Annotated in this window: 26 protein-coding genes and 1 tRNA gene; 15 read left to right on the top strand and 12 right to left on the bottom strand. The window is 64.3% G+C overall.

The features are described 5' to 3' along the window. Nucleotides 1-309 precede the first annotated feature (309 nt). From MKW15_RS16095 to MKW15_RS16070, 6 genes are read left to right on the top strand one after another with little or no spacing between them, the layout of a single operon-like run. A complete protein-coding gene (locus MKW15_RS16095) occupies nucleotides 310-492 on the top strand; it encodes a hypothetical protein (protein ID WP_240860032.1) in 183 nt (60 codons plus the stop codon). Nucleotides 493-494: 2 nt separating this feature from the next. After that, nucleotides 495-749, top strand: coding sequence for a hypothetical protein (locus tag MKW15_RS16090; protein WP_240860031.1), 255 nt, complete (start codon nucleotides 495-497; stop codon nucleotides 747-749). Further along, on the top strand, nucleotides 742-1,239 hold the full coding sequence (locus MKW15_RS16085) for a hypothetical protein (RefSeq protein ID WP_240860029.1): 498 nt from the start codon (nucleotides 742-744) through the stop codon (nucleotides 1,237-1,239). The genes MKW15_RS16090 and MKW15_RS16085 overlap by 8 nt, the downstream gene beginning before the upstream one ends. Before the next feature lie 50 nt (nucleotides 1,240-1,289). Then, the gene (locus MKW15_RS16080; protein ID WP_240860028.1) at nucleotides 1,290-2,036 is read left to right on the top strand and encodes a hypothetical protein; all 747 of its coding nucleotides are present in this window, start codon (nucleotides 1,290-1,292) and stop codon (nucleotides 2,034-2,036) included. After that, complete coding sequence (locus MKW15_RS16075) at nucleotides 2,033-2,173, top strand: hypothetical protein (protein ID WP_240860027.1); 141 nt, start codon at nucleotides 2,033-2,035, stop codon at nucleotides 2,171-2,173. The genes MKW15_RS16080 and MKW15_RS16075 overlap by 4 nt, the downstream gene beginning before the upstream one ends. Continuing rightward, nucleotides 2,170-2,325, top strand: a complete 156-nt coding sequence (locus MKW15_RS16070; RefSeq protein WP_240860026.1) for a hypothetical protein — start codon at nucleotides 2,170-2,172, stop codon at nucleotides 2,323-2,325. The genes MKW15_RS16075 and MKW15_RS16070 overlap by 4 nt, the downstream gene beginning before the upstream one ends. 1,301 nt (nucleotides 2,326-3,626) lie before the next feature. Here MKW15_RS16070 and MKW15_RS16065 read toward each other — a convergent pair. The 6 genes from MKW15_RS16065 to MKW15_RS16040 all read right to left on the bottom strand — a co-directional run bounded on the left by MKW15_RS16065 (nucleotide 3,627) and on the right by MKW15_RS16040 (nucleotide 6,547). Then, on the bottom strand, nucleotides 3,627-4,424 hold the full coding sequence (locus tag MKW15_RS16065; RefSeq protein WP_240860025.1) for a hypothetical protein: 798 nt from the start codon (nucleotides 4,422-4,424) through the stop codon (nucleotides 3,627-3,629). 44 nt (nucleotides 4,425-4,468) lie between these two features. After that, nucleotides 4,469-5,329, bottom strand: a complete 861-nt coding sequence (locus MKW15_RS16060; RefSeq protein WP_240860023.1) for a hypothetical protein — start codon at nucleotides 5,327-5,329, stop codon at nucleotides 4,469-4,471. A 510-nt stretch (nucleotides 5,330-5,839) separates the two neighbouring features. Further along, nucleotides 5,840-6,091 carry a hypothetical protein gene (locus MKW15_RS16055; RefSeq protein ID WP_240860022.1) on the bottom strand — a complete coding sequence of 84 codons (252 nt, stop codon included), beginning with the start codon at nucleotides 6,089-6,091 and terminating at the stop codon, nucleotides 5,840-5,842. After that, nucleotides 6,088-6,288, bottom strand: coding sequence for a hypothetical protein (locus tag MKW15_RS16050; protein ID WP_240860021.1), 201 nt, complete (start codon nucleotides 6,286-6,288; stop codon nucleotides 6,088-6,090). The genes MKW15_RS16055 and MKW15_RS16050 overlap by 4 nt, the downstream gene beginning before the upstream one ends. Continuing rightward, entirely contained in the window at nucleotides 6,285-6,428 is a 144-nt protein-coding gene (locus tag MKW15_RS16045) for a hypothetical protein (protein ID WP_240860020.1), read from the bottom strand. Before MKW15_RS16045 ends, MKW15_RS16050 begins: the two co-directional genes overlap by 4 nt. Nucleotides 6,429-6,474: 46 nt before the next feature. Continuing rightward, a tRNA-Arg gene (locus MKW15_RS16040) sits at nucleotides 6,475-6,547 on the bottom strand. A gap of 234 nt (nucleotides 6,548-6,781) precedes the next feature. Here MKW15_RS16040 and MKW15_RS16035 point away from each other — a divergent pair. Beyond that, complete coding sequence (locus tag MKW15_RS16035; RefSeq protein WP_240860019.1) at nucleotides 6,782-8,809, top strand: cytochrome c oxidase assembly protein; 2,028 nt, start codon at nucleotides 6,782-6,784, stop codon at nucleotides 8,807-8,809. A 120-nt stretch (nucleotides 8,810-8,929) separates the two neighbouring features. Next, entirely contained in the window at nucleotides 8,930-9,385 is a 456-nt protein-coding gene (locus MKW15_RS16030) for a single-stranded DNA-binding protein (RefSeq protein WP_240860018.1), read from the top strand. 26 nt (nucleotides 9,386-9,411) lie between these two features. Here MKW15_RS16030 and MKW15_RS16025 read toward each other — a convergent pair whose 3' ends face one another. From MKW15_RS16025 to MKW15_RS16015, 3 genes are all read right to left on the bottom strand, one after another. Further along, the gene (locus tag MKW15_RS16025) at nucleotides 9,412-9,996 is read right to left on the bottom strand and encodes a hypothetical protein (RefSeq protein WP_240860016.1); all 585 of its coding nucleotides are present in this window, start codon (nucleotides 9,994-9,996) and stop codon (nucleotides 9,412-9,414) included. After that, the gene (locus tag MKW15_RS16020; RefSeq protein ID WP_240860014.1) at nucleotides 9,989-10,369 is read right to left on the bottom strand and encodes a hypothetical protein; all 381 of its coding nucleotides are present in this window, start codon (nucleotides 10,367-10,369) and stop codon (nucleotides 9,989-9,991) included. Before MKW15_RS16020 ends, MKW15_RS16025 begins: the two co-directional genes overlap by 8 nt. A 97-nt stretch (nucleotides 10,370-10,466) precedes the next feature. Then, nucleotides 10,467-10,664, bottom strand: a complete 198-nt coding sequence (locus MKW15_RS16015; protein WP_240860012.1) for a three-helix bundle dimerization domain-containing protein — start codon at nucleotides 10,662-10,664, stop codon at nucleotides 10,467-10,469. Between the two features lie 247 nt (nucleotides 10,665-10,911). On the opposite strand from MKW15_RS16015, the gene ettA reads away from it, so the two are divergent. The 4 genes from ettA (at nucleotide 10,912) to MKW15_RS15995 (ending at nucleotide 18,610) form a co-directional block, all read left to right on the top strand. Continuing rightward, nucleotides 10,912-12,585 carry an energy-dependent translational throttle protein EttA gene (gene ettA / locus MKW15_RS16010; RefSeq protein WP_240860010.1) on the top strand — a complete coding sequence of 558 codons (1,674 nt, stop codon included), beginning with the start codon at nucleotides 10,912-10,914 and terminating at the stop codon, nucleotides 12,583-12,585. Nucleotides 12,586-12,639: 54 nt separating this feature from the next. Continuing rightward, entirely contained in the window at nucleotides 12,640-17,370 is a 4,731-nt protein-coding gene (locus MKW15_RS16005) for an NAD-glutamate dehydrogenase (RefSeq protein WP_240860008.1), read from the top strand. Nucleotides 17,371-17,432: 62 nt separating this feature from the next. Then, on the top strand, nucleotides 17,433-17,921 hold the full coding sequence (locus MKW15_RS16000) for an acyl-CoA thioesterase (protein ID WP_240860007.1): 489 nt from the start codon (nucleotides 17,433-17,435) through the stop codon (nucleotides 17,919-17,921). After that, entirely contained in the window at nucleotides 17,918-18,610 is a 693-nt protein-coding gene (locus tag MKW15_RS15995; protein ID WP_240860006.1) for a hypothetical protein, read from the top strand. The genes MKW15_RS16000 and MKW15_RS15995 overlap by 4 nt, the downstream gene beginning before the upstream one ends. 7 nt (nucleotides 18,611-18,617) lie before the next feature. On the opposite strand, the gene MKW15_RS15990 is transcribed toward MKW15_RS15995, so the two are convergent. Both MKW15_RS15990 and MKW15_RS15985 read right to left on the bottom strand, forming a co-directional pair. Next, nucleotides 18,618-20,636, bottom strand: a complete 2,019-nt coding sequence (locus MKW15_RS15990; RefSeq protein ID WP_240860004.1) for a glycoside hydrolase family 13 protein — start codon at nucleotides 20,634-20,636, stop codon at nucleotides 18,618-18,620. A gap of 73 nt (nucleotides 20,637-20,709) precedes the next feature. Then, the gene (locus tag MKW15_RS15985; protein WP_240860002.1) at nucleotides 20,710-21,156 is read right to left on the bottom strand and encodes a globin; all 447 of its coding nucleotides are present in this window, start codon (nucleotides 21,154-21,156) and stop codon (nucleotides 20,710-20,712) included. A gap of 127 nt (nucleotides 21,157-21,283) precedes the next feature. On the opposite strand from MKW15_RS15985, the gene MKW15_RS15980 reads away from it, so the two are divergent. From MKW15_RS15980 to MKW15_RS15970, 3 genes are all read left to right on the top strand, one after another. Then, nucleotides 21,284-21,862: an HNH endonuclease gene (locus MKW15_RS15980; protein ID WP_240860000.1), complete on the top strand. Its 579-nt coding sequence runs from the start codon at nucleotides 21,284-21,286 to the stop codon at nucleotides 21,860-21,862. 143 nt (nucleotides 21,863-22,005) lie between these two features. Then, complete coding sequence (gene ctaJ / locus MKW15_RS15975) at nucleotides 22,006-22,260, top strand: aa3-type cytochrome oxidase subunit CtaJ (RefSeq protein WP_276615065.1); 255 nt, start codon at nucleotides 22,006-22,008, stop codon at nucleotides 22,258-22,260. Next, a complete protein-coding gene (locus MKW15_RS15970; protein WP_240859998.1) occupies nucleotides 22,247-22,741 on the top strand; it encodes a DUF5130 family protein in 495 nt (164 codons plus the stop codon). The genes ctaJ and MKW15_RS15970 overlap by 14 nt, the downstream gene beginning before the upstream one ends. Before the next feature lie 86 nt (nucleotides 22,742-22,827). Here MKW15_RS15970 and MKW15_RS15965 read toward each other — a convergent pair whose 3' ends face one another. Beyond that, nucleotides 22,828-24,234 carry a cation:dicarboxylate symporter family transporter gene (locus tag MKW15_RS15965; protein WP_240859996.1) on the bottom strand — a complete coding sequence of 469 codons (1,407 nt, stop codon included), beginning with the start codon at nucleotides 24,232-24,234 and terminating at the stop codon, nucleotides 22,828-22,830. Between the last annotated feature and the right edge of the window lie 24 nt (nucleotides 24,235-24,258).

Genomic DNA, 24,258 nt, shown 5'->3' with positions numbered 1-24,258 from the left:
CGGCAAATAGCAATTGCACGGCCTGAGCGCAATTCTCCCGAACTTTCACCCTTCTCGGGTGTATTCACCCTACCGAACAATGATTAGGCCGTTAGAAAGCAAATGGGAAAGCATCTCTTACTAGCAGCGGCAAACGGTCGGCAAATCTGCGAAATCAGCCTATGCACCGACCTACGCACCAAAACCCGATTCGTGACATTGCGTCGCGGAGACAACCGCATTCGCGTGCCCATCGAGCAGGCATACACACTTGCGGACATGCTGGTCGGAATCGCCGAAACCATAGACAACCGATAACAGGAGATAACAATGACTCAACCATTGAGCGAAACCAAAGTTCTCGCAACCACGAATAGCGAGACCGCGCCGATACGCATCTCACGGCACAACTTCGGGCAATTCGAACGCATCGCGATCAACCAAGGCAGCTACGGAATCTCAGTGCCCGCCGTTGATCTGCCCGCACTGCTCGACGCGCTTCGGGAGGTCTGAGTATGGCCCTATTTCGAGACGCGGACAGCTTCGTTGCCGTTCAGTCGAACAACCGCAACAACAGCTACAAAATTCTGCTCAAGGTGACGCCCCATCACGTCACGATCGGACTGGAACCTGACGAAGCTCTCGACCTTGCCGAACGCATCATCGTGAAGGCCGGAGAACTCGACCGCGACCTAGCTGTGAAACACGTTGGGGCAGCGATCGACACCCTGATGCGCGCACCCGAGCAGGAGGCCGCAACCGATGCCTGAACTCCCGAACCTTGCCAGCACGGACCGACTCGGAGCCCGACTCGGTATCACATTCGAGCCCGACAGCGCCGACTATGCGCGGGCGAAAGACGCCCTCTGGTCGGTGTCCGTCCGTGCCAGGTCCATCACAGGCCGCGACTACCCCGACCCCGAACATGTTCCCGACCCCGTGGTCGATGTGGTGTTGTCGGCGGCTATGCGGTTGTACCGCAACCCTGATCGTTTCCTGACGAATCAGGCCGGATCGTTTCAAGCAACTCTCAGCGCTGCTGATTTTGCTGCGGGTGACATCTTCCTGAGCGCCGAGGTCGCGGTTTTGGAGAAACACAAGGCGCAGCCACGCAACCTGTGGACCGCGCAAATGACACGCGAAGACGGGCCGGGAGTAACCGAACCCGAACGCCCCACCTCGTATGTGTCCGACCCCACCAATCTCGGATTGGGCGACCCGTTCTACGTCGGAGACGCTTGGGGCAACGGTCCCTGGTGACCCATCGAAGAACGACGAAAGCAATTGACTAGCAACAGAAACGAGAAACCATGATCTCACCACAAGGATTCCCCGGACGGGACAAGAACGCCATCGAACAGATGGCCCCGATATTGAACCACCTGAACCTGCTGGACGACGACAGTTTCGAGCAAGTCCAGACACTCATCGAACGCGCCGAGCTGGCCTCCCACACCGCGTACGACGCCACAGCCGTCACCCTGGCGAACGCCAAGACCGTAGCTGCGAAACTCGCTTCTGACAGCAAGCTCGACGCCACAAAGATTCTCACCGCAGCAACGAATCAGCCGGCTCAAAACGCCGTGGACGCAATCTGCCTGGCGCTGTACGAATCTTCGGTAACTGAAGCCCGGAATATTGCGTTCGCGAATGCGGGCAAGCTCGCGGCCACACTGACCGCAAAATTCGATCAGCTTCGCGCTGAGTTCGATGCTTTGGTGCCGGAATTGAAGGGTGTGCGATCGGACCGGCAGGCCATCGACTCCGGCAAAATCGCGGGCTGGAAGCGGTTCCGTGAACTGGTTGACGTATGCGACGATCTGCGGGCCATTGCGAAGCTGGCGCGCGCCAACACTCTGGTTGCGACTGTGCGAACGCCTGGCGAGTGGGGCGAGCATTGGGAGTTCCGCCACGCCAAGGATCGGATGCAGACGTTGGGTTCTGATGAGTTCGGGGTATTCGCGGAGATCATGCGGCGGGAACCGTATGTGCCCGCGTCACGCGACGAAGCTCTAGCGACGGCTGAAGCCTGGACGAAGGGACTGGTGTCGGCATGACGACCTACAACGATCCCGAAGCCCGCGCCATCATCGACGCGGCCCGCGACAGCGAAGACGATACCGACCGCGAACACGACCGCTCGGTAGTCGAGCGCGTGTTCCACGCTGAGCACGGTTTGCGGGGCACACGATGATCGACCGCGACGGCAGACGGTTAACGGGCGGCGGCAAACCTGACGAGACAGAAGACCAGCAGTGTCGAGATGCCGAGTTGGTCGAGCGGGTGTTCAACGGAGAACACGACATCGAGATTCAGCACCATCGGCGGCGCGCATGGGCGACCTGATGACAGAACACGACGGGCGGCGCTGCGCCCGATGCCGAGAACACAAACCACGCGACCAGTTCAACCGCGACAGCTACGAACGCGACGGACTCCGCATCTACTGCCGACCATGCGACCGCGCCATATCAGCCGAACGCTACGCAAAGAAGCGCACAGAGTTGTGCGCCAATAGTCGAGCACGATACTGGCGCAACCAAGCCTTAAAGGCACGCGAAAACAAGCCCTCAGATCAATTCTGAGCACACCAGAACCCGGTCACCTTTACGTCTCTCTATGGGTGGCCGGGTTTTCGTCGCTCAGGGCGCATCTAAGGGGGGTGGAAAGGGCGATCTTGCGGTTCTCCGTTGGGTCACTCAATTTCTGGCGTCTCATTTTTGCCGGAGAGGGAAAGGGTCGCTGGGGAGGCAGATATCGACCGCCCTCAGGATCGGGGAGGCACCCCCCACCCCCAGGTCTGCTGGCGGCGTTTGTGCAACCGTTTGGTTGCATATTGTCTGCCAGTAAACACACTTTCACGACAATAGAACGGGCACCAACATTATGGTGATGATGGACAACTCAGTAGATTCGGTACTCGCACAATTCTCCGGACCCAAATTTGCCGACACACTCGGCGCAACAGTCGTCAGCGAATGGGATTACGTTCTCGATTTCAATCGACTCATCGTGAACGGGCACCAAGACAGCAAAGACGTGAAGCTGCACGACGAGTTCATGGCGAAGGCAACATCGGAGAAACCGTTGCGTGAGTGGCGTCGGGCGTTCCGGCGGCACGGGTTCCGTGCTGTGCGCGGCGACACCACGGTGATGACGGAGCCACCCGAGTATCCGATGCTGTTGTGGCGGTTAGCGAATGATTGGCGTGTCGGCTTGTCGTGGGCATCAGATGCGAAGTTTTGTCACAGCCGTCCGGTGATGACGGGTCACGCAAAGTCGACGGTGTTGTGGGCGTCGATCGTCCCGCCTGATGCGTTGTTGGGGATCAATTGGGGTCGTGCTGCTGCTCGTGCTGGTGGTCGCCCGTTATGGCGGACGGTTGAGCATGAGGCGCATGGCAGGTTCATCGTTGCGGTGGATGATTGTGCGGAGGTGTTCGTGGATGGCACCAAGTTGGTGCAGGCGGATTCGTTGGGTGTTGGGCGTGTGACGGATATTTACGGGTTTGAGGGGTTGACTCGTACGGCGGCTGCGGACATGGCTTTGGGGGCGGGGCGGTGCGTTCGGCGTTGTTGGCGGGGTCGGCGTGATTTGTGGGCGGGTGTGTGGTGGCTGCGTGCTGCTGCGAACCCGCCCTTCTGTGTCTACACGCCTAGTTCGTCGTCATCGACCTCGACAACGGAGCCACCGAATGTAAGCTCGACGTCGATGGGTGCTCCCCTAATCCCTCCGCCCGGTCGGGCGGCAAGTGCCGCGTCGAACTGCCCGAGCTTGTCGGGATCGGTGCGGGGTGGGTAGATGCGTCTGGGTTCATGCAAGTTGAGGCGTTGCCACCGTTTCCCCGTGCCGTCGGTGTATTCGTACCGAACGCCGGGGCCGTCTGCAGGCCGGTCGGTATAGTCCTTCTCGGGCAGCACCCACCCGGACTGTGCGGTGGCATTAGGCGCTACGAATCGGTGTGAGTCGTGTCTGAACTCGTGCCGCCTATCGGCAACCGTTTGCTGACAGCCCATCCCGCCGTGAACAACCCCGGTGACCTGCACATCGGTGAACGCACCTTGCCCGGTGTTCCGCAGGATCACGAGAATGGTTGGGTACGCCCGCGTATAGCTGACGCGGCGTTCTGCGACGACCAGTAGTCGAGCGGCTGACGCGAGGTCATCTCGGCGGTGCTCGACGTTCGTCTTGAGGCTTTGCCAGGCGAGGAACAATCCGACGATGGTGCCTGCGCCCGCAATTGCGCTGAGCCACCCGGGCACGTTGCCGTAATCGAGTCGATCCCACGGCACCGCGTTGGCGATGGAGGCCGCGATAAGGACAACGCCGACGATCGCAGCAGCGAGCAAAAGCGAAAGCACTGCGGCCATCGTGGGTGACGGGTGCCTGAGCTTGCGGAGTGCGCGGATAATGGCATCTGCGGCGGCGGTGACGGCCCTTTCCATGCCTGCGAGTATGACGGAACCGGCCCGCCATTTTGTGCGTCTGTCTAGCGATACATGTCCGCCCATGCCTCAATCGTCGGTTCAAGTCGTGCGGGGTAGTCCGGTCGGGGGTAGTCGCTTGGTTCGTCTCCAAACGAGAGCGCCTCAAACAGCGCGACGGCAGTCTCAGTCATCAGGAGCGCCATTGCCAGAGCGTCTGCTATCCCGTTGAACAGCCCGCGTCCGTCGCTCCCGACGTGCTCATGGACCCACTTGTAGCCGTGCACGGTACTAGAGGTGATGCAATAGGTTTGCTGAGCCAAGTGCTTTACCCCGAACTTCGTGACCTCTTCCCGCGCGTGTGCTGGTGGGTGGTCATCAATCCATGCTCCCGCGATCTCGATTGCTCTTGTCGGGCGGTCAAATCCGATAGTGGTAGCCGCTTCGGCGACATCACGAAACCGCTTCGACTGCGCGGCATGCTCGGCCCGTTGGGCCTCTTCATCGGCTGTGAGTCGTCCGCGATGCACGTTCTCGGCATGGGCAAAGTAGGCTCCCTGTTCGTGCCATTCCTTGCCTGCAAGTGATGTTGTCCGTTGTCTGCGAGTTTCGCGGTCTAGCGGGCTCAGTAGCCAAATCGTGCGTGCGGCGGATTCCATCGAGGTGCGGCACAGATTCATTGCAGCGGGTGCGTGGAGGCGTTCGGAGTCGCTGACATGGGGTAACAGCGAAACTATGCAGGAAGCGTTGTCGGTGGCTGCCATCGCCGGAAACACTGCTGTACCCGAGACGAGATATGGGTCTTCGAGGTCGGGGAGCAGCTCGAAAAGGGCTTCGTCGTCTGCTGCGAGGACGCTTCCTTGGTCGGGAACGCGCCGAGTCAATCCCCACGGGCCAAGTTCTTCGGCTTGTTTGGCGCGCGTCATTATCCGAACGTAGGTGCCGAGAATTGCTAGCTGTGTTGGTATATCGGTTGGTGGCAGCACGATGACTACGGTAACGGTGGGGTCTGACAACGATGACCTACGAATAGACGGGTCGAGCGTGCCGAACCCGAACGAGCGGAATGCCTGACGGCATACTCACGCGCGTGTCCCACTTCCCCTTAGCTCCCGATCAACCATTGCCCGATAGACCCTCTCGGCCACGACGAGTAGCCCGCCGAGATTGTCGGCAGGTTCAGTCATGGCACCTGCTCGTGTTTCGCGACGACGCGAGTGGTGGCCACCAAGCACGATGGTGGACTGGGCTACGTGCTGCCTGCTGGTTTGCGTCGAGCTAAGGCGATGACGACGGGCACAACGGTTTTCGGTGGTCGTGTGCTCGTGCCCTTGTCGGGAGTCGAACCCGGCTGAAAGACCGTCAGGGCTGCCCCGTAGTGGGGCTGAGATGGCTTGTGTTGGCACGGAATCCCCGCCACCACTAGATGGGGTGGGCTACGGGTTGAGTGCGTCCCAAACGCGCGATGCGTCTGTGAGGGCTGCGATTACGGCGTCAAGCTGGCGGCGGTCCTTGATCTCCACAGTTGCCCCAATCCCGTCGATCAACACCACGGGCGCGTCCACACGGTCAGTCATCAGGTTGTGGCCGGTCACGAGGTCAACCGACAGTTCGGGGCCGATCTCAGCGCGTAACCAAAAGTGCGCCTGCCAGCCGTCGGATTCGGGCGGTTCGATGTGCGGGGTCATCGGGCACCTGCTAGGGCGTCGAGCAGGCAGGCACGGAAGCGAGCGCAGAAATGCGGATCGTCGTCCGGGTCATCCGTCACGTTGAGCAGACGCGGAACGAACACAGACAGCATCGGGCCAGGGAGGTTGCCGAGCAGGTCTGCGGCTGCCTGGTATCCGTCCGTCCACTTGTCGGGTCCGACTGCTGCGGCGGTCATGCGGGAACCTCCGCACACCAGCCGAGGTCGATGCACAACGCCATGACAGCGATCGGGACGGCGTAGAAGGCGAGGACGGTGAAGACGAGGAGAGCGCCACCGGCAATAGCACGGCGACGCTCATAAGGTGTGTGATGCACGGAAAGTTCCTGTCCACGAGGTGATTACGTCGCGAACGGGCTTCGGTGCCCCCGGCAGGATTCGAACCTGCGACCAGCTGATTAGAAGGCAGCTGCTCTATCCCCTGAGCTACGGAGGCGTATTGAGTGCCGCATGTTCTGCAACACAATTTTGGCGTCTGCGCAGTTCAGGCCGACAAATCAAGGGATTAGAAGGCCCTTGCTCTATCCACCTGAGCTACGGAGGCGAGGCCGGGGGACCCGGCCGCCGTCCGGTGGCAGGCCGGACGAGCAGTTGGAGTCTACGACATCGGTGAGCGGATCAGCGCAGGCCGGGCGGCAGAGTCGCGCACGGATGGACCTACAGTTGAGGGATGACCCGCACGAGCCCGACAGTCCAGGCGGACGCGGCTCGCGACGCGATGCGCGAGCCGCGTGGCGTGGTCGCCGGGATTCTCTGGGCGGCGACCTGGATCGCCGCGATCGTGGCGATTGCGGTCACGGGGGTGTCTGCCGCGTCCGCGCTGCGCCTGACCGGCGTGCCCGACCCGGGGGCGCTGACCACCTACGGCCTGCCCGCGGTCACCGCGATCGGGGAGGTCGCCGCAGCCGTCGCGCTGGGGTGTGCGGTGTTCGCCGCCTTCTTCGTGCCGCCGCAAGGCGACGGGGTGCTCGACGTCGGAGGCTTCCGCGCGATTCGGATCGCGTCGACCGCCGCATTGATCTGGTCGATCAGCGCGTTGCTGCTCATGCCGCTGTCGGTGTCCGACGTGAGTGGACAGCCGCTGTCGACCACGATCAGGCCCGCCAACCTCATTCGGGTCTACGGCCAGGTCGCCGACGTTCGGACCTGGTTCTGGACCGCGGTGTTCGCGCTGGTGGCGGCCGTCATCGCGCGGGTCACCCTGCGCTGGGGTTTCACCTTCGCCACCGTACTGTTCGTGCTGCTCAGCCTGATGCCGCCGGCGCTGGCAGGGCACTCGTCGACCGGCGGTAACCACGACGTCGCGACCAACAGTCTGATCCTGCACATCGTCGGCGCGACGTTGTGGCTCGGCGGTCTGGTCGCGGTGGTGTGCTACGCGCTCGCCGACGGACGCTGGCGCACCCTTGCGGTGCGGCGGTATTCGCGTGTCGCGTTCTGGTGCATCGTCGTGGTCGGAGTGAGCGGCGTCGTCAATGCGCTTGTTCGGGTGCCGATCGGCGATCTGTTCACCGACACCTACGGACGACTCGTGTTGTTGAAGACCGCAGCACTGGTGGTGCTCGGCGCGTTCGGCGCGTGGCATCGGCGGTCGACCATCGCGCGGCTCGAGACCGAGTCGGGCAGCCGGTCGACGTTTGTCCGCTTCGGACTCGCCGAGATCGTGGTGTTCGCGGTCACGTTCGGCCTCGCGGTCGGGTTGTCGCGAACCCCGCCGCCAGATCTTGCCAATCCCGACATCAGCGTGGTCGAGAGCGAGATCGGGTACCGCCTCGACGAGCCGCCTTCCTTCGCGCGGATATTCACCGACTGGCGGTTCGACCTGATCTTCGGCACGCTCGCGATCGTCCTCGCGGTGGTGTATTTGCGCGGGGTGTGGCGGCTGCGGCGGCGTGGCGACGAGTGGCCGATCGGCCGGACCGTGGCCTGGCTGCTGGGGTGCGTGCTGCTGCTGTTCGCGACGTCGTCGGGTCTGGGGCGCTATGGACCGGCGATGTTCAGCGTCCACATGATCGCGCACATGTTGTTGTCGATGATGATCCCGGTGCTGTTGGTGCTCGGCGGCCCCGTGACCTTGGCTTTGCGCGCATTGCGGCCCGCCGGGCGTGGCAATCCACCCGGTCCGCGGGAATGGATTCAGTCGGCCATCCACAGCCCGGTGTCGCGGTTCCTCACCCACCCGGGGATCGCCGCGGTGATGTTCGTCGGCAGTTTCTACCTGCTCTACCTCGGGGGATTGTTCGAAGCGGTGGTGCCCTTCCACGCCGCGCACCTGTTGATGAACCTGCACTTCCTGCTGAGCGGGTATCTCTTCTACTGGTTGGTCATCGGTATCGATCCCGCACCCAGGCAGGTGTCACCGGTGGCCAAACTCGGAATCGTCTGGGGCTCTTTGCCGTTCCACGCATTCTTCGGGGTGGCGTTGATGATGACGAGCGCCGTCATCGCCGAGTCCTACTACCGCGGACTCAACCTGCCGTGGCACGACGACTTGTATGCAGACCAACGTGTCGGCGGCGGAATCGCTTGGGCTGCAGGCGAAATACCGCTCGTCGTCATCATGCTGGCGCTGCTCGTGCAGTGGCGTCGGTCCGACGACAAGCAGGCCCGGCGCTACGACCGTCGTGCCGAACGTGACCACGACGCCGAACTCACCGATTACAACGACATGCTGAAGGAACTCAACAGCCGACGTTGACTGTGCGGTTCGCGGCGTGAGTTGTCCACAGATCCACGCGGATCGGCGTAGATGGTGAACTGATGGCCGATGCTGTTGTGCAGCCGCAGATCGCGGCTCCCACAACTCAGGAGACCGGCCATGTACGAGACCTACACGACAGTAATCGGAACCGTGGTGTCGGAGCCGAGGCGGCGCCAGACCACCACCGGTGAGGACGTGATCTCGTTCCGGGTCGCGTGCACGTCACGTCGTGTGGACAAGCAGACGCAGGAGTGGGTGGACGGGCCGACGCTGTATCTCACCGTCAGCTGCTGGCGACGCCTGCTCGCGGGTGTGGGTCAGGCGATCGCGAAGGGACGTCCGATCATCGCGCACGGACAGATCAAGACGAACGAATTCGAGGCTGCCGACGGGTCGCGGCGCAGCGACCTGGAGATGACCGCGGTGTCGGTCGGGCTCGACCTCAGCAGGTGCGTGGTCGAGTACCGGGGCGTTGCCGCTCACCCACGGTCGGTGTCCGAGAACACGCGAACAGTCATCGAGCACCCCCGCCGCGACGCGACCGCCTCGACCCACCGTCGTCCGGCGGCCTGATTCCCGGTCGTCTCATTGGTGGCGGGTCACTGCGGGAAGATCGACTGCACGACACCGACGACGACGTTGCCGACGAAGAAGCGTGCTCCTGTACCAAATGCTCCGGCGAGCAGGATGCCGAGCGCGCTGTCGAAGGGCGCCGGCTCGACCACGGTTGAGACGAGCCCCGCCATTCGCAGTTCGTCCGACCACTCGACGCCGATATGGTTGTCGGTGCTGGTGAAGACGCCGATCTCGTTGCGTCCGCCGTACTTCGACCCCGAGACGAGACGATGGCCCGTCGAACTCGACGGCGTGAAAAGCCTTGTGTTGCCGAGGCCTTCGACACGGACTCCATAAGATCGTCGGGACAGCTGACCGGGGGAGGGCACTATGTCGCATTCGACGTCGTCGACGAAGAGTCGAAGGCGCTCGGGATCGCGAGTGCCGATCGGGACGTCCGTACGGGATGGCTGCGCTCCCGAGCGGACCAGGCGAGCAATCGGAACGTGATCGCCGGAGGCGGTCAAGGTGACGTCGTCGTCGGTGTGTCGCCACGTCAGCGTGATGTCGCCGAAGACAGGGTCGACGACCGACTGATCATGGTCGCCTGCGTCGGACCCGTTATCCAACGCGGATCATCGTCGCCCGGGTGACCGGTACGCCGTACGAGTAGGTCGTCACGTCATAACCAGAGGTGTTCTTGCGGTACACCTTTCGGCCATTCTCGGCCCCGAGGACGGCAAACGCCCGGTACCCGCCGGTCGGGGTCGAGACGAATGCGCCATACCCTCCGTGGCTGGTGTCTGCGGCAAGGAATGCTTGCGCAGTCGCGGTCGTGCACTGTGGCCCGGCGCCGGGGGCAACGGGGAACGTAATGCACTGGCGATAGGTGCCCGGATTCAGAGCAGCGCTTGCGTGACCCGCGCCGAGCACGGTTCCGGACGAGATGATTGCGACACTGGCTCCTGCGATGGCCAGACCCCCGACGAGTCGAATTTTCATGCCACCGATGCTAAGCACACCGTCGTTCCAAAGCCAGGAAAGTCGATCATCTGTGCACGGTCAACGGTTTGGGACGCACGGTCAACGGGGCGCACGGTCAGGACGGGCTACCCAGGATCGACCGGGCGCGGCGCTCGACGAGGAGCGGGACGTAGTCGCGAATGCGCACCCCGTCGAAATGAGTCACGCACTCGTCGATCGTCGCCTGAACGTCGGCGGTCGGATGGTCGCGGTAGTCGGCCTGCAACTGGCTACCGACTTCGGCAAGGAGGCGAGCTTCGTCGGTGTTCTTCACAACTACGATGGTACGTCGGTTCGAATCCGTCCCATCGGGCACAAATACCTGATCAGGCTGTGATTTGCGCAACCGCGAAGGTGTCGCCGACCCCCACTCCCGAGGCCGCGGGCGCGGTCATCGGGGACTCGGCGACCGGAGTCCCTCGCCGACCACTAGGCTGGTTGGGAGTCAGACGGCGCCCATGTGCCCATCCGCGGATGCGCCCACGAGGCGATGAGATCAGAGCCTGAAGGAGATTTCGTAAGTGGCTGAGTTCATCTACACCATGAAGAAGGTGCGTAAGGCGCACGGCGACAAGGTGATTCTCGATGACGTCACGATGTCCTTCTTCCCCGGCGCCAAGATCGGCGTGGTCGGTCCGAACGGCGCGGGTAAGTCGTCGATCCTCAAGATCATGGCCGGCATCGACCAGCCGTCGAATGGCGAGGCCTTCCTCGACCCCGACGCGACGGTCGGCATCCTGCTGCAGGAGCCGCCGCTGAACGAGGAGAAGACGGTCAAGGAGAACGTCGAGGAGGGGATGGGCGAGATCAAGGTCAAGCTCGATCGCTTCAACGAGGTGGCCGAGTTGATGGCCACCGACTACTCCGACGAGCTCATGGAAGAGATGGGCAAGCTCCAGGAGGACCTCGACAACGCCGACGCCTGGGACCTCGACTCCCAACTCGAGCAGGCGATGGATGCGCTGCGTTGCCCGCCCGGCGATTCGCCGGTCACCCACCTCTCCGGCGGCGAGCGGCGCCGCGTGGCGTTGTGCAAGCTGCTGCTGGCCAAGCCCGACCTGCTGCTGCTCGACGAGCCGACCAACCACCTCGACGCCGAGAGCGTTCTGTGGCTCGAGCAGTTCCTGGCGTCGTACCCGGGCGCCGTCCTCGCCGTCACCCACGACCGCTACTTCCTCGACCACGTCGCGGAATGGATCTGCGAGGTCGACCGCGGAAAGCTGATCCCCTACGAGGGCAACTACTCCACCTACCTGGAGAAGAAGGCCGAGCGTCTCGAGGTCCAGGGCAAGAAGGACCAGAAGCTGCAGAAGCGGCTCAAGGAAGAACTCGCCTGGGTCCGGTCGGGTGCCAAGGCCCGCCAGACCAAGAACAAGGCGCGTCTGGCCCGCTACGAGGAGATGGCGACCGAGGCGGAGAAGACCCGCAAGCTCGACTTCGAGGAGATCCAGATCCCGACGCCGCCGCGCCTCGGTGACGTCGTCGTCGAGGTCAGTCATCTCGACAAGGGCTTCGAGGGTCGCGTGCTGATCAAGGACCTCTCGTTCACCCTGCCGCGAAACGGCATCGTCGGCGTCATCGGACCCAACGGCGTCGGAAAAACGACCCTGTTCAAGACCATCGTGGGCCTCGAGCAGCCGGATTCCGGAACCGTCAAGGTCGGCGAGACGGTCAAGCTCAGCTACGTCGACCAGGGGCGCGCCAACATCGACCCCAAGAAGACGGTGTGGGAGGTCGTCTCCGACGGCCTCGACTACATCGAGGTCGGACAGAACGAGATGCCGTCGCGCGCGTACGTCAGCGCCTTCGGCTTCAAGGGCCCCGATCAGCAGAAGCGGTCCGAGGTGCTGTCCGGCGGTGAGCGCAACCGCCTCAACCTCGCGCTGACCCTGAAAGAGGGCGGCAACCTGATCCTGCTCGACGAGCCGACCAACGACCTCGACGTCGAGACACTCGGATCGCTGGAGAACGCGCTGGAGAAGTTCCCCGGCTGCGCCGTGGTGATCAGCCACGACCGCTGGTTCCTCGACCGCACCTGTACCCACATCCTGGCGTGGGAGGGCAACGTCGAGGAGGGCCAGTGGTTCTGGTTCGAGGGCAACTTCGAGGCCTACGAGGCCAACAAGGTGGACCGACTCGGTGCCGACGCGGCCCGGCCGCATCGCGTGACACACCGCAAACTGACCCGCGACTGAAACTCGCCCGCGATGGGGTAGGTCTCGCGGCGCGCGGTCGATAGCATCGAAAGCGTGACGTCGCTCGTGCCGGATGCGGTGAATCGCTACTTCAAACAACGTGCCGATGGGTCGGCGGCCGCCTACGACCAGGATGCCGAACAGGTGTTGCGCCATCTCGAGGTCGCGCAGGTGCGGCGGCCCGGGGAGGCGCTGGTCGAGGTGACCGTCGGCGACAGCGGCGGCATCGACATCGTCGTGGTCAACGACGACATGCCGCACCTGGTCGAGGCCGTCCTCGCGACCGTGGAAGCGCACGATCTCACCGTTGACCGGATGGACCATCCGGTGATGCCGGTGCAGCGCGACAATGGGCGTCTCGTCGCGATCGACGACGTCACCGGGGCCGTCTGGGAGTCGTGGATCTTCGTCGGTGGGCTGGGCCGCCACCAGGGCATCGACGCGCAGGCGCTACGAGCCGACCTGCTCGAGGTGGTCGGGCGCGTTGCCGATGTGGAGCGCGACGCGGCGGACATGCGTGCAAGCCTGAGCCGATGCGCGACCGAGGTGTCGCTCGCTCCGGTGCGCGAATCGACCGGTATCCGCGCGACCGATCGCTACGAGTATTCGAAGCTGCTGGAATGGTTCGCCGGCAACCACTTTCACCCGCTCGGCTACGCCCGGGTGGGCAACGACGACACCTTGGAGCAGCGTCGAGGAGTGTGGCGGACCGATGCGGTGAGCAGCGAGTTTCCTGCCGTCGTGGATTCTCCGTTGTTGCCCAGGGTGTGTCGTGTGCACATGGAGACCGGCATTCAGCGGTCGAACTTTCCGGTGCTGCTGCAGGTCCCCGCCTTCGATCGGCAGGGCAACTACGACGGCGAACACCGATTCCTCGGCGTCTTCACCTCGTCGGGACTGCACCAAACGGTGCTCGACGTTCCCGTGCTGCGCGTCAAGGTGCACGACGTGCTCCAGCACGCGGGTGTCGACGAGGACTCGTTCGCCGGTCAGTCGATGATCGAACTGCTGCAGAACTACCCGCTGGTGGAGATGTTCTCCTCGACGGAAGCCGAGCTGGGCCGGCGGGTCAGCGAGATGCTCGACGCCGTCGCCACACGGTCGCTGCGGCTGTTCGTCCGCGCCAACCCGGCCGGGCATACCGCGGTCGCGCTCATCTACCTGCCGCGCGATCGCTATAACACCCAGTCCCGACTCGCTCTGGAGAACGCCCTGGTGGACACGCTCGGGGGCAGCGACCTCGAGTACACGGCGCGGGTCAGCGAGATGCCACTCGCGCTGCTGCAGGTGCTGGTTCGGGTCGACGCGGACACCGCCCGGGAACTGGGGCCGCTCGATACCGGATCGGCCACCCACGCACGAATGCAGGCAGCGCTGACGTACGCGATCCGGGGCTGGGACGAACGGGTCCGCGAGATCGCCACCGACCCCGAGCTCTCCGGCGTGGCCGGGGCCGACGCCGACCTCGTGCTGCGTCAGCTCCCTGCCCTCGCCGGCGACTACAAGGAGCAGCGCGCACCGCGCGACGCGGTCGACGACCTGATCAATGTGCTCGGGCTCGAGCCGGGACAGACGGCGGTCACCCTGCGATCGGACCGCGACGGCGACCACATCGTGGACAGTCGTTGGTCGTTCACCCTGTATCTGTGCGATGAGTCCGCGACGCTCACCGATGTGCTGCCCGTCCTGCACAGCCTGGGACTCGAGGTGCTCGACGAACATCCCTACGAGATCAGCCGGGCCGACGGAACGGTCTGCTGGGCTTACGAATTCGGGGTGACGCTCGCGACCGGGATGACCGTCGACACCGAGGCCGTCGATGATCTGGATGCCCGATTCACCGACGCCTTCCGGCAGATCTGGGCTGCGGGCGCCGAGGTGGACGCCTTCAACGAATTGGTCATCCGCTGTGGGCTGGACTGGCGGGCCGCAGCCATGCTCCGGGCCTACGGCCGCTACCTTCGGCAATGCGGATTTGCCTACAGCGCAACCCATGTGGCACGCGTTCTGGGTGAGTATCGGGATGTGACACGAGGTCTGGTGGCGGCGTTCGGCGCCTCCTTCGACCCGGCCAGCGCGGACGAATCGGCGCGTGCACGGGCGCTTTCGCAACTCGAGACCGACATCGGCGCGGTGCTGAGCCTCGACGCCGACCGGATCGTGTCGGCATTCGCATCGGTGATCACCGGAACCTCGCGGACCAACTACTTCGTCGCCGACGAGAACGGCGATCATCAACCGGTGATGTCGTTCAAGCTGCGTCCGCGCGACATCCCGCAGGCCCCCAAACCTCGTCCGCTGCACGAGATCTTCGTCTACTCACCCCGAGTCGAAGGTGTGCATCTGCGCTTCGGTGCCGTCGCGCGCGGCGGTCTGCGCTGGTCGGATCGTCGGGAAGACTTCCGCACCGAGATCCTCGGCCTCGTCAAGGCTCAGGCCGTGAAGAACGCCGTGATCGTCCCGGTCGGCGCCAAGGGTGGATTCGTCGTCAAACGACCGCCCACACCGACCGGTGACCCGGCCGCCGACCGGGATGCCCAGCGCGCGGAGGGAATCGCGTGCTATCGGCAGTTCATCGCCGGCCTGCTCGACGTCACCGACAACATCGACCGTCAGTCGGGAGAGGTGGTCCCCGCTCGGTCCGTCGTTCGGCGCGACGGTGACGACAGCTACCTGGTGGTCGCCGCGGACAAGGGGACCGCGGCGTTCTCCGACATCGCCAATGATGTTGCGGCACAGTATGGATTCTGGCTCGGAGATGCCTTCGCCTCGGGCGGGTCGGCGGGATACGACCACAAGGCGATGGGCATCACCGCCCGCGGAGCCTGGGAGTCGGTCAAGCGGCATTTCCGGGAGATCGGCGTCGACACCCAGTCGCAGGACTTCACCGTCGTCGGCATCGGTGACATGAGCGGTGACGTCTTCGGTAACGGAATGCTGCTCTCCGAACACATCCGGCTGGTTGCAGCGTTTGATCATCGCCACATCTTTGTCGATCCCGACCCCGATGCCGCGTCGTCCTTCGCGGAGCGCACTCGGCTGTTCGAGTTGCCGCGGTCATCCTGGGCCGACTACGACGCAGACCTGATCAGTGCGGGTGGTGGGGTGTGGGCCCGGGATCGCAAGAGCATTCCGATCAGCGCCGAGATGACATCGGCGCTCGGCCTTCCCGACGACACGACGGAGTTGTCGCCGCCCGAACTGATCCACGCCATCCTGCAGGCGCCGGTGGATCTGCTCTGGAACGGTGGCATCGGAACCTATGTGAAATCCAGCGCCGAGTCCGACGCGGATGTGGGGGACAAGTCCAACGACGCCATCCGGGTCAACGGAGATCAGGTGCGCGCCAAGGTCATCGGTGAAGGCGGCAATCTGGGTGTCACCGAGCGGGGGCGTATCGAGTTCGACCTTTCCGGTGGTCGGGTCAACACCGACGCCCTGGACAATTCGGCGGGCGTCGACTGCTCCGACCACGAGGTGAACATCAAGATCCTGCTCGACTCGGTGGTGTCGAACGGACAGTTGCCCGCCGACCAGCGGAATCCGTTGTTGGAGTCGATGACCGACGAGGTGGCCGACCTCGTTCTGGCAGACAACATCTCACAGAATGCCGAGTTGGGGTTCAGCCGCACCTTCGAACATGAGCGCCTCGAAGTGCACGCGCGGATGCTGTATGCGATGTCTCGGGAGCGTGGCATCGACCTGCGGCTCGAGGCGCTGCCCGACGCGATCGAACTGCGCAAAAGGGCTCAGGGCGAACTACATCGAGGACTCACCTCGCCCGAGCTCGCCACGCTGATGGCCCACGTCAAACTGCTGGCCAAGGCCGACCTGCTGGCCAGCGACCTGCCGGACAACGATGTGTTCTCCGCCCGCGTCGGACGGTATTTCCCGCAGGTGCTGCGCGGTGAGTACCAGTCTGCGATCCATCATCACCGGCTCCGTCGTGAGATCGTCACCACGACGCTGGTCAACGACGTGGTCGATCAGGCAGGCATGACCCATCTGTTCCGACTCAGTGAGGGCACCGGTTGCACCACCGAGGAGGGTGTGCGTGCATATGTGGTGTCCAACAAGATCTTTGGGATGTCCGAGCTGTTCTCCCGGATCGGGCGCACCGATGCCCCCGCGGAGACCGTCGACCAGATGATGCTCTACGCGCGCCGACTAATGTTCCGCGCCTCGCGGTGGATGCTCGCCTTCCGCCCGCAGCCGCTGGCGATCGCTGCCGAGATCACGCGCTATACCGAGCGAATCGGCCGGCTGTCGGCGGTGATGGACGAGTGGTTCGGCGAGAGTTCGGCTCGCGACGTCGACGACCGGGTGGCCGGATACCGCGACCGGGGTGTCCCCGAGGAACTCGCGCGGGACGTTGCGGTGAGCCTGCATCGGTTCTGTTTGCTGGACATCATCGACTCCGCCGAGATCTCCGACCGCGACCCGGTGGAGGTCGGCGAACTCTACTTCGCCGTGATGGAACATTTCGGTCTCGAGGATCTGTTGACGGCGGTGTCGAACCTCGACTTCGGGGATCGATGGCATGCACTGGCACGCTTGGCATTACGCGATGACATGCACGGTGCGCTGCGGGCGCTGACACTCAAGATCCTCGAGGTCAGTGAACCCGAGGAGTCGTCGGCGGAGAAGATCGACGAATGGGAATCGTCGCAGTCGTCGCGGCTCGCCCGGGTGCGGACCGTGCTGTCGGAGATCGACGAGTCCGGGACACAGGACCTGGCGACGCTGTCGGTCGCGGCCCGGCAGTTGCGCAGCGTCATTCGCTGACGGCGGCGGCCGACTGACTCGAATTACGGACACAGTGTGGATGATGGGGAAGGGGTAGGCGAGTGCGCGTCGAGGATGAGGGGGAGGCCATCGACCGCGGCTACGTGGTGCGGGTGCCGGTGCGGTGGTCGGACATGGATGTGTTCGCCCACATCAATCACGCCCGCATGGTGACGTTGCTCGAGGAGGCCCGCATTCCGTGGCTCTTCTACGACGGGCGGCCGACCGCTGATCTGCGTCACGGTTGCGTGGTTGCGGACCTGCATGTGAAGTATCAGGCGCAGTTGCGACACGACGAGGGTCCACTCGAGGTGACGATGTACGTGTCCCGGTTGCGGGCAGTCGATTTCACCGTCGGCTACGAGGTGCGGCCGGGACGGGTGCGCTCGGGTGCGGGTGACGGCGAACCGACGGCGGCACCCGATCGGCCGGCCGTCGTGGCGAGCACACAGCTCGTCGCCTTCGACGTCGACGCCCAGCGAATACGGCGCTTGAGTCCCGAGGAGAAGGCGTACCTCGAGTTGTTCACCAGAACCGACGAGTCGCGGTGAGTGTCGACGAGCGGTTCGTCTCGATCAGCGGCAGCGATCGGACAGATGCGATCGCGTTCCTCGCCCACGCACAACGCCTCGACGACGCGGCGGTCGTACGCCTCGCGTCGCGTCCCGACGGACTGATCGCGCTGTGGACCCACACCGGATTCGATGTGCTGGCAACGCGATCGGTGGTGGGATCGATGGCGCCCGACGACCTCGTCTGCGACGCTGCGGCCCTGCACGCTGTGCTGAGTTCCGAGGCGCCGGGACCGGTCGATCCCGGATTCGGCCTCGACAGTGCTTGGCGCGGAGCACTTCCCGCACGTGCCGGATACCGTCATGTCGACGACGTGCCGGCGCGCAGCGTGGTCGAGTTGTCGCGCGAGGGCGCGCGTGTGGCCCGGTCGGAAGGTAGTGCCCATGGCCCGGCAACGGGCCTGCTCGATCAGGATGTCCTGAGTGTGTCCGCCGACGACGAATCCCTGACCGCGAGCATCACCATGCGTTCGGTGTTCGCGCTCACCGGCATGGGGTTCATTCGCGACGCCGACGGTCGGGCGGTCACCGAGACCTCCGACACCGATCGCATCGATCCGCAGGAGCCGGTCCGAATCAGATTGTCGCCCAGCTGGATACGAATCGACGCCCGATTCGGCTCCGTTTACCAGCGACGGCACCGAGACTTGTCGGTGTCGGTGCTCTGAAACTTGGTCAGGCCAGCCAGGCCGCGGCGTTGGGTGGTAGCTGTCCTTCGACCAGCGGGGCACTGGTGAGCAGGAGTTCGCCAGGCGGCAGCGGGACGGGTGCGTCGCTGACGTTGAGCGCACAGATCACCCCGCCGGTCGAGCGGCGGAAGGCCAGGCAGCCCTCCGGTGCGCCGTACCATTCGACGGTGTCGCCGGTGAATTCCGGTCGGTCGTAGCGCATCTCGATTGCCTGCCGATACAGGGACAGGGTCGAGTCGACGTCTTCGAGTTGGGCTTCCACGGTGAATCTCGCCCAGTCCTCGGGAATGGGCAGCCAGGTGCGTTCGGCCGTGGTGAAGCCGAACGGCGGCTTGGTGCCCTCCCACGGTAGCGGCACCCGGCAGCCGTCCCGGCCACGCTCAGCGTGGTCGGAGCGCTCCCACACCGGATCCTGCAGGGCGTCGTCGGGAAGATCGACGTTGGGTAGACCGAGTTCGGCGCCGTTGTAGATGAAAACGCTTCCCGGAAGCGCCATCTCGACGAGCAACATGGCCCGGGCCCGCGCGATGCCGAGTTCGACGTCGCCGTCGCCGTAGCGGCTGACCTCTCGTTCCACGTCGTGGTTGGAGAGGGTCCAGGTGGGCGTACCGCCCACGGACAGAACGGCATCCAACGAGTTCTCGATGGCCGTGCGGATGGCGGCCGGTTCGAAGTCGGCCTTGGCCAGCCGGAAGTTGAACCCGAGGTGCAATTCGTCGGGGCGAAGGTATTCGGCGAAGCGTTCGTTGTCGTCGACCCAGATCTCGCCGACGTTTGCCGCACCAGGGTATTCGTCGATCACCTTGCGGATCTTGCGGTGGATCTCGTGCACCGCGTAGTTGTTGAACCGCGGGTCGTCGTCGCTGTTCTGCAGCAATCCCACAGTGGACAGATCCATGTCGGGCAGGTCGGCGGGCTTGGCCATCCCGTGGGCGACATCGATACGGAAGCCGTCGACACCCCGGTCCAGCCAGAAGCGCAGGGTGCGTTCGAGGTCCTCGAAGACCTCGGGGTTCTCCCAGTTGAGGTCGGGTTGTTCGGCGGCAAAGATGTGCAGGTACCACTGGCCGGGTGTGCCATCGGATTCGGTGACGCGCGTCCAGGCGGGACCACCGAAAACGCTGTGCCAGTTGTTGGGTGGTTCGTCGCCGTTGTCACCACGGCCCTCGCGGAAGATGTAGCGCTCTCGGGCCGGGCTGCCGGGCTCGGCCGCCAGTGCCTCGACGAACCAGGCGTGCTGATCGCTGGTGTGATTGGGAACCAGGTCCATGGTGACCCGGATGTCGCGGTCGTGGGCTTCCTCGATCAGTTCGTCGAAGACTGCCAGATCGCCGAAGAGGGGGTCGATGTCCCGCGGGTCGGAGACGTCGTATCCGTGGTCGGCCATCGGCGAGCGCATGATCGGACTCAGCCAGATCGCGTCGATTCCGAGCAGCTCGAGGTAGCCGAGCTTGTCGATCACGCCCGGGAGGTCACCCACCCCGTCGCCGTTGAGGTCGGAGAACGACCGGGGATAGATCTGATAGAACACGGCCGAGCGCCACCATTCGGTATCTTCCGGGTCGAGCTGCCCGGCACCCGGTGGCGGTGGCAACACGGTCGATGTGTCGACGTCGGTGAGATCGTCGGGATGCTCGTCGAGATCTGTCGGCAATTCCTCGCCAACCTGCTGCTGATCCGGGGCGTCCGGGTCCGGGACGTTCGGGTCGGAGATCTGGTCGTCGGCCGCCTGGTCGTCGAGTGTGTCTACGGCGTCATCGGTGTCCGCGGTGTCGGTCTCGACGATGCTGCTGTCCGGCTCGTCGACGTCGTCGTTGTCGTCGGCCGCAAGTTCGGCGGGAGCGGTGGTGTCGTCGACCTCGGCGTCGGCGGTCTCGTCACCGCGCACCGCCGGGTCGGCGTCCGAGATCGAGTCGGCATCTGTGTCCACACCGCTGGGCTGGTTGGCGTCGCCTTCCTCAGCGGGGACATCATCACCATGTGTCTCATCGCTCACTCTGGTCATTCTGCCCTACCTGGGTTTTCGGTGAGAAATCCAGGTCAAGTCGGCGCGTCGGGTGCGACGCGCCGAGGGCACGTCAGATGGGCGAATTCATCATCGACTGCGCCGCCATCTCGATGTAGTCGGTGAGCGCTCGCCGGTGCTCGGAATCCAGCGTGGCGTCATCGATGGACGCGATCGCCGTGTGCATGCAGCGCAGCCAGGCGTCGCGTTCGATCGGCCCGATGCGATACGGATGGTGCCGCATGCGCAGCCGGGGGTGTCCGCGTTCGTCGGAGTAGGTGCGCGGACCACCCCAGTACTGCTCGAGAAACATGCGGAGACGACGCTCGGCCGGTCCCAGATCGGCCTCGGGATACAGCGGTCGAAGGACGTCGTCCTTGGCCACCTCGCGGTAGAACACCGCCGTGATGCGGTCGAAGGTCTCGGCACCGCCGACCGCCTCATAGAAGCTGCGGGGGTCGGGTGCCTGCTGCCTGCCCGAGTTGGCGGGCTCGATGCCGCCCGGGATCTCGCCACTCATGTCTCCACCTTTCACCACCCATTGTCACGGGCGTCCGACGGTCCCTCAACATCGAGGTTCTCCGGCCGTGCGCATGTCGGGGTTCCGTGGTGAACTGTGACCACGTCCGGTGTTGACGGGAGGCGCAATGGCACGCAGCGCACAGCAGGCGATCAAACCGCAGGCAACGACCGAATCCGGCTCCTCGCTGTGGGGCCGTCGCCGGGTGCTGCTGCTCAACGCGACCTTCGAGCCGCTCACCGCCATCTCGGTCCGCCGCGCGATCGTGTTGATCCTGCGCGAACGCGCCGAAGTGGTGCACACCGAAGACCCAGGCCGCGCGGTGCACTCGGTCGACACGGTGGTCCCGATCCCGTCGGTGATCCGGCTACGTACCTACATTCGGGTTCCCTATCGGGCCGTCGTGCCGATGACCAGAGCCGCGCTCATGCACCGCGACCGATTTCGATGCGGCTATTGCAGTGGCCGGGCGACCACCATCGACCACGTCGTACCGCGTAGCCGGGGCGGCGCGCATGGATGGGACAACTGCGTCGCGTGTTGCGCGAGCTGCAACCACCGCAAGGCCGATCGGCTGCTCGCCGAGCTCGGCTGGACTCTGCACCACAATCCGACCGCGCCGAAGGGGCACCACTGGCGTTTGCTGTCGACCATCAAGGAGATCGATCCCTCCTGGGAGCAATACCTCGCCGTCGGCGCAGCCTGAACGGGTCCGCAGAGTTCTACGACGCGCTGTAGGGGTCCGCTGCACCAGACCGTCCTAGGTGGGCTAGATTGTTTTCACGACCTGCGCCGGAGCGTTCATGACCACGTCCGCGCCGCGCAGGCACAACCGATCGAAAGGGTGACATGGACATCGACAGCCTGATCGTCCCCATCGGAGTGCCGGTCACGATCATCACGGTTTTCTTCGTCGTGCTGTGTGTCGTGTCGATGGCGTTTTCGTTCGGGGTGAAGTACCCGAAGGTTCAGGAGTACACACTCGACGAGCCGTGGGATCGCGCGCCGCTGCTGTTCAGTGCCACCGACATCGAGCCGATGGCCCTGCCGCGACACGCAGAACCCGGCGATGTGGATGGAGGTTCGGCAAGTGGCAAGTGGTGAGGTAACCCAACCGATCTCGCACGGCGAGCTGACGGTCTCGTCGCCGGCCGAGCTGCCCATCGGCACCGTGATCACCAACAGCGGACGCGTCTCGGCCACCCGCTACCCAGGCCAGGCGCCCACCACGCCGCCGTTCAGCCGCGACGAACTGATCGCGCTCGACGACGCACTCAAGGCCGCCAGCGAGAAAGCGCTCGTACGGTTCTCGGTGTACCTCGGCGACCTGGGCGACGACGCCGTTGCCTCCGCCCGGGCCGTGCTCGCCAAGGCTCCGGAACCCGCGTACGGAACCCTTATCGCGGTCTCGCCGAGCTCGCGTGATGCCGTGGTGGTTTCCGGTGTCGCCGTGGCCGACCGGGTCAACGATCGTGTCGCAGCGCTCGGCGTCACCGCAGCCGTCACCAGCTTCCGGCAGGGCAAGCTGATCGACGGACTCATCGCAGCACTGCATGTGATGGCGACAGCCGCCGCGTCGAGCTGACATCGAGGGCCGATCCGGCCCGTTCTGAGAGCACACAGCGCAAAGGGCGCTCCCACCGAGGTGGGAGCGCCCTTTGCGTGTGCTCGCTACTGTTTGACCAGCTCCGGCGCATCGTCGGTCTGGGTCTTCGTGCTGGGTAGATGGTCGAGGTCGTCGTCGACCATGTTGGCCTCGTTGAAGGGTTCGCGACCCGACAGCACATCCTCCACCCGATCCGGGTTGTAGGTGTGGGTCCACGATCCGACGAGCAGGGTGGCCACCGCATTGCCGGAGAAGTTGGTGACCGCCCGGGCTTCCGACATGAATCGGTCGATGCCGACGATCATGCCGACGCCGTCGAGCATTTCCGGCCGATGTGCCTGCAATCCGCCCGCCAGAGTGGCCAGTCCGGCGCCCGTGACACCGGCGGCGCCCTTGGAGGCGATGATCATGAACGCCAAGAGCCCGATCTGCTCACCGATCGACAGCGGATCGCCCATGGCGTCGGCGATGAAGATCGAGGCCATCGTGAGGTAGATCGCGGTGCCGTCGAGGTTGAACGAATAGCCGGTGGGCACCACCACGCCCACGGTGGTCTTGTCCACGCCGAGATGCTCCATCTTGGCGATCAGCCGGGGCAGCGCGGATTCCGACGACGACGTCGCGAAGATCAGCAGATACTCGCGCGCCAGATAGCGCACCAGACGGAAGATCGACACCCCGGCCATGGTGCGCAGCAGCACACCGAGAATGCCGAATACGAACACGATGCAGGTGATGTAGAAGGCCAACATGAGAACGGCCAACTGTTTGACGGCTTCCCAGCCGGTCTGTCCCACGACGTTGGCGATCGCGCCGAATGCGCCGATCGGGGCGACCCACAGGATCATAATGAGCACCTTGAACACCAGCTTCTGGAAGTAGGCGACCGCGGTGAGGATCGGCTCACCGGTGCGTCCCATCGCCTGGATCGCGAAGCCCACCAGCAGCGCGACGAACAGCGCCTGAAGCACGCTGCCCTCCGTGAGGGCTGAGAGCATCGATTCCGGCACGATGCCGCGGATGAACTCGATGGTGCCGCCCGACTCGTGGGCCTCCTCGGCCAGTTCGGCGCCCTTGCCCGCATTGGCGTCGATGTTGAGTCCCTCGCCCGGCTTGATGAGGTTGCCGACGACGAGACCGATGGCCAACGCGACGGTCGACATCACGAGGAAGTAGACGAAGGCCAGGCCACCGACCTTGCCGACGGTCGCGGCCTTCCGCACCGACCCGATGCCGAGCACGATGGTGCAGAAGATCACCGGAGCGATCATCATCTTGATGAGGTCGATGAACATCGAGCCGAGGAACGCGATGTCCTTGCCGAACTCCGGCCACACGAGACCGACCACGATGCCGGCCGCAACCGCGACGATCACCGCGATGTAGAGCCAGTGGGTCCGGTCGCGCTTCTCGATGCGCTTGTCCAGCGGTGGTTCGGCGGACGGGGTCTGCGCTCGCGATCTGAAGGTCATCGGTCTACCTCTCGGGTTGTCGCA

Source organism: Gordonia gummivorans, assembly GCF_022513585.1.
GTDB lineage: Bacteria > Actinomycetota > Actinomycetes > Mycobacteriales > Mycobacteriaceae > Gordonia.
The sequence above is the reverse complement of the archived record's forward strand: the minus strand, read 5'-3'. Positions and strand labels throughout refer to the sequence as shown.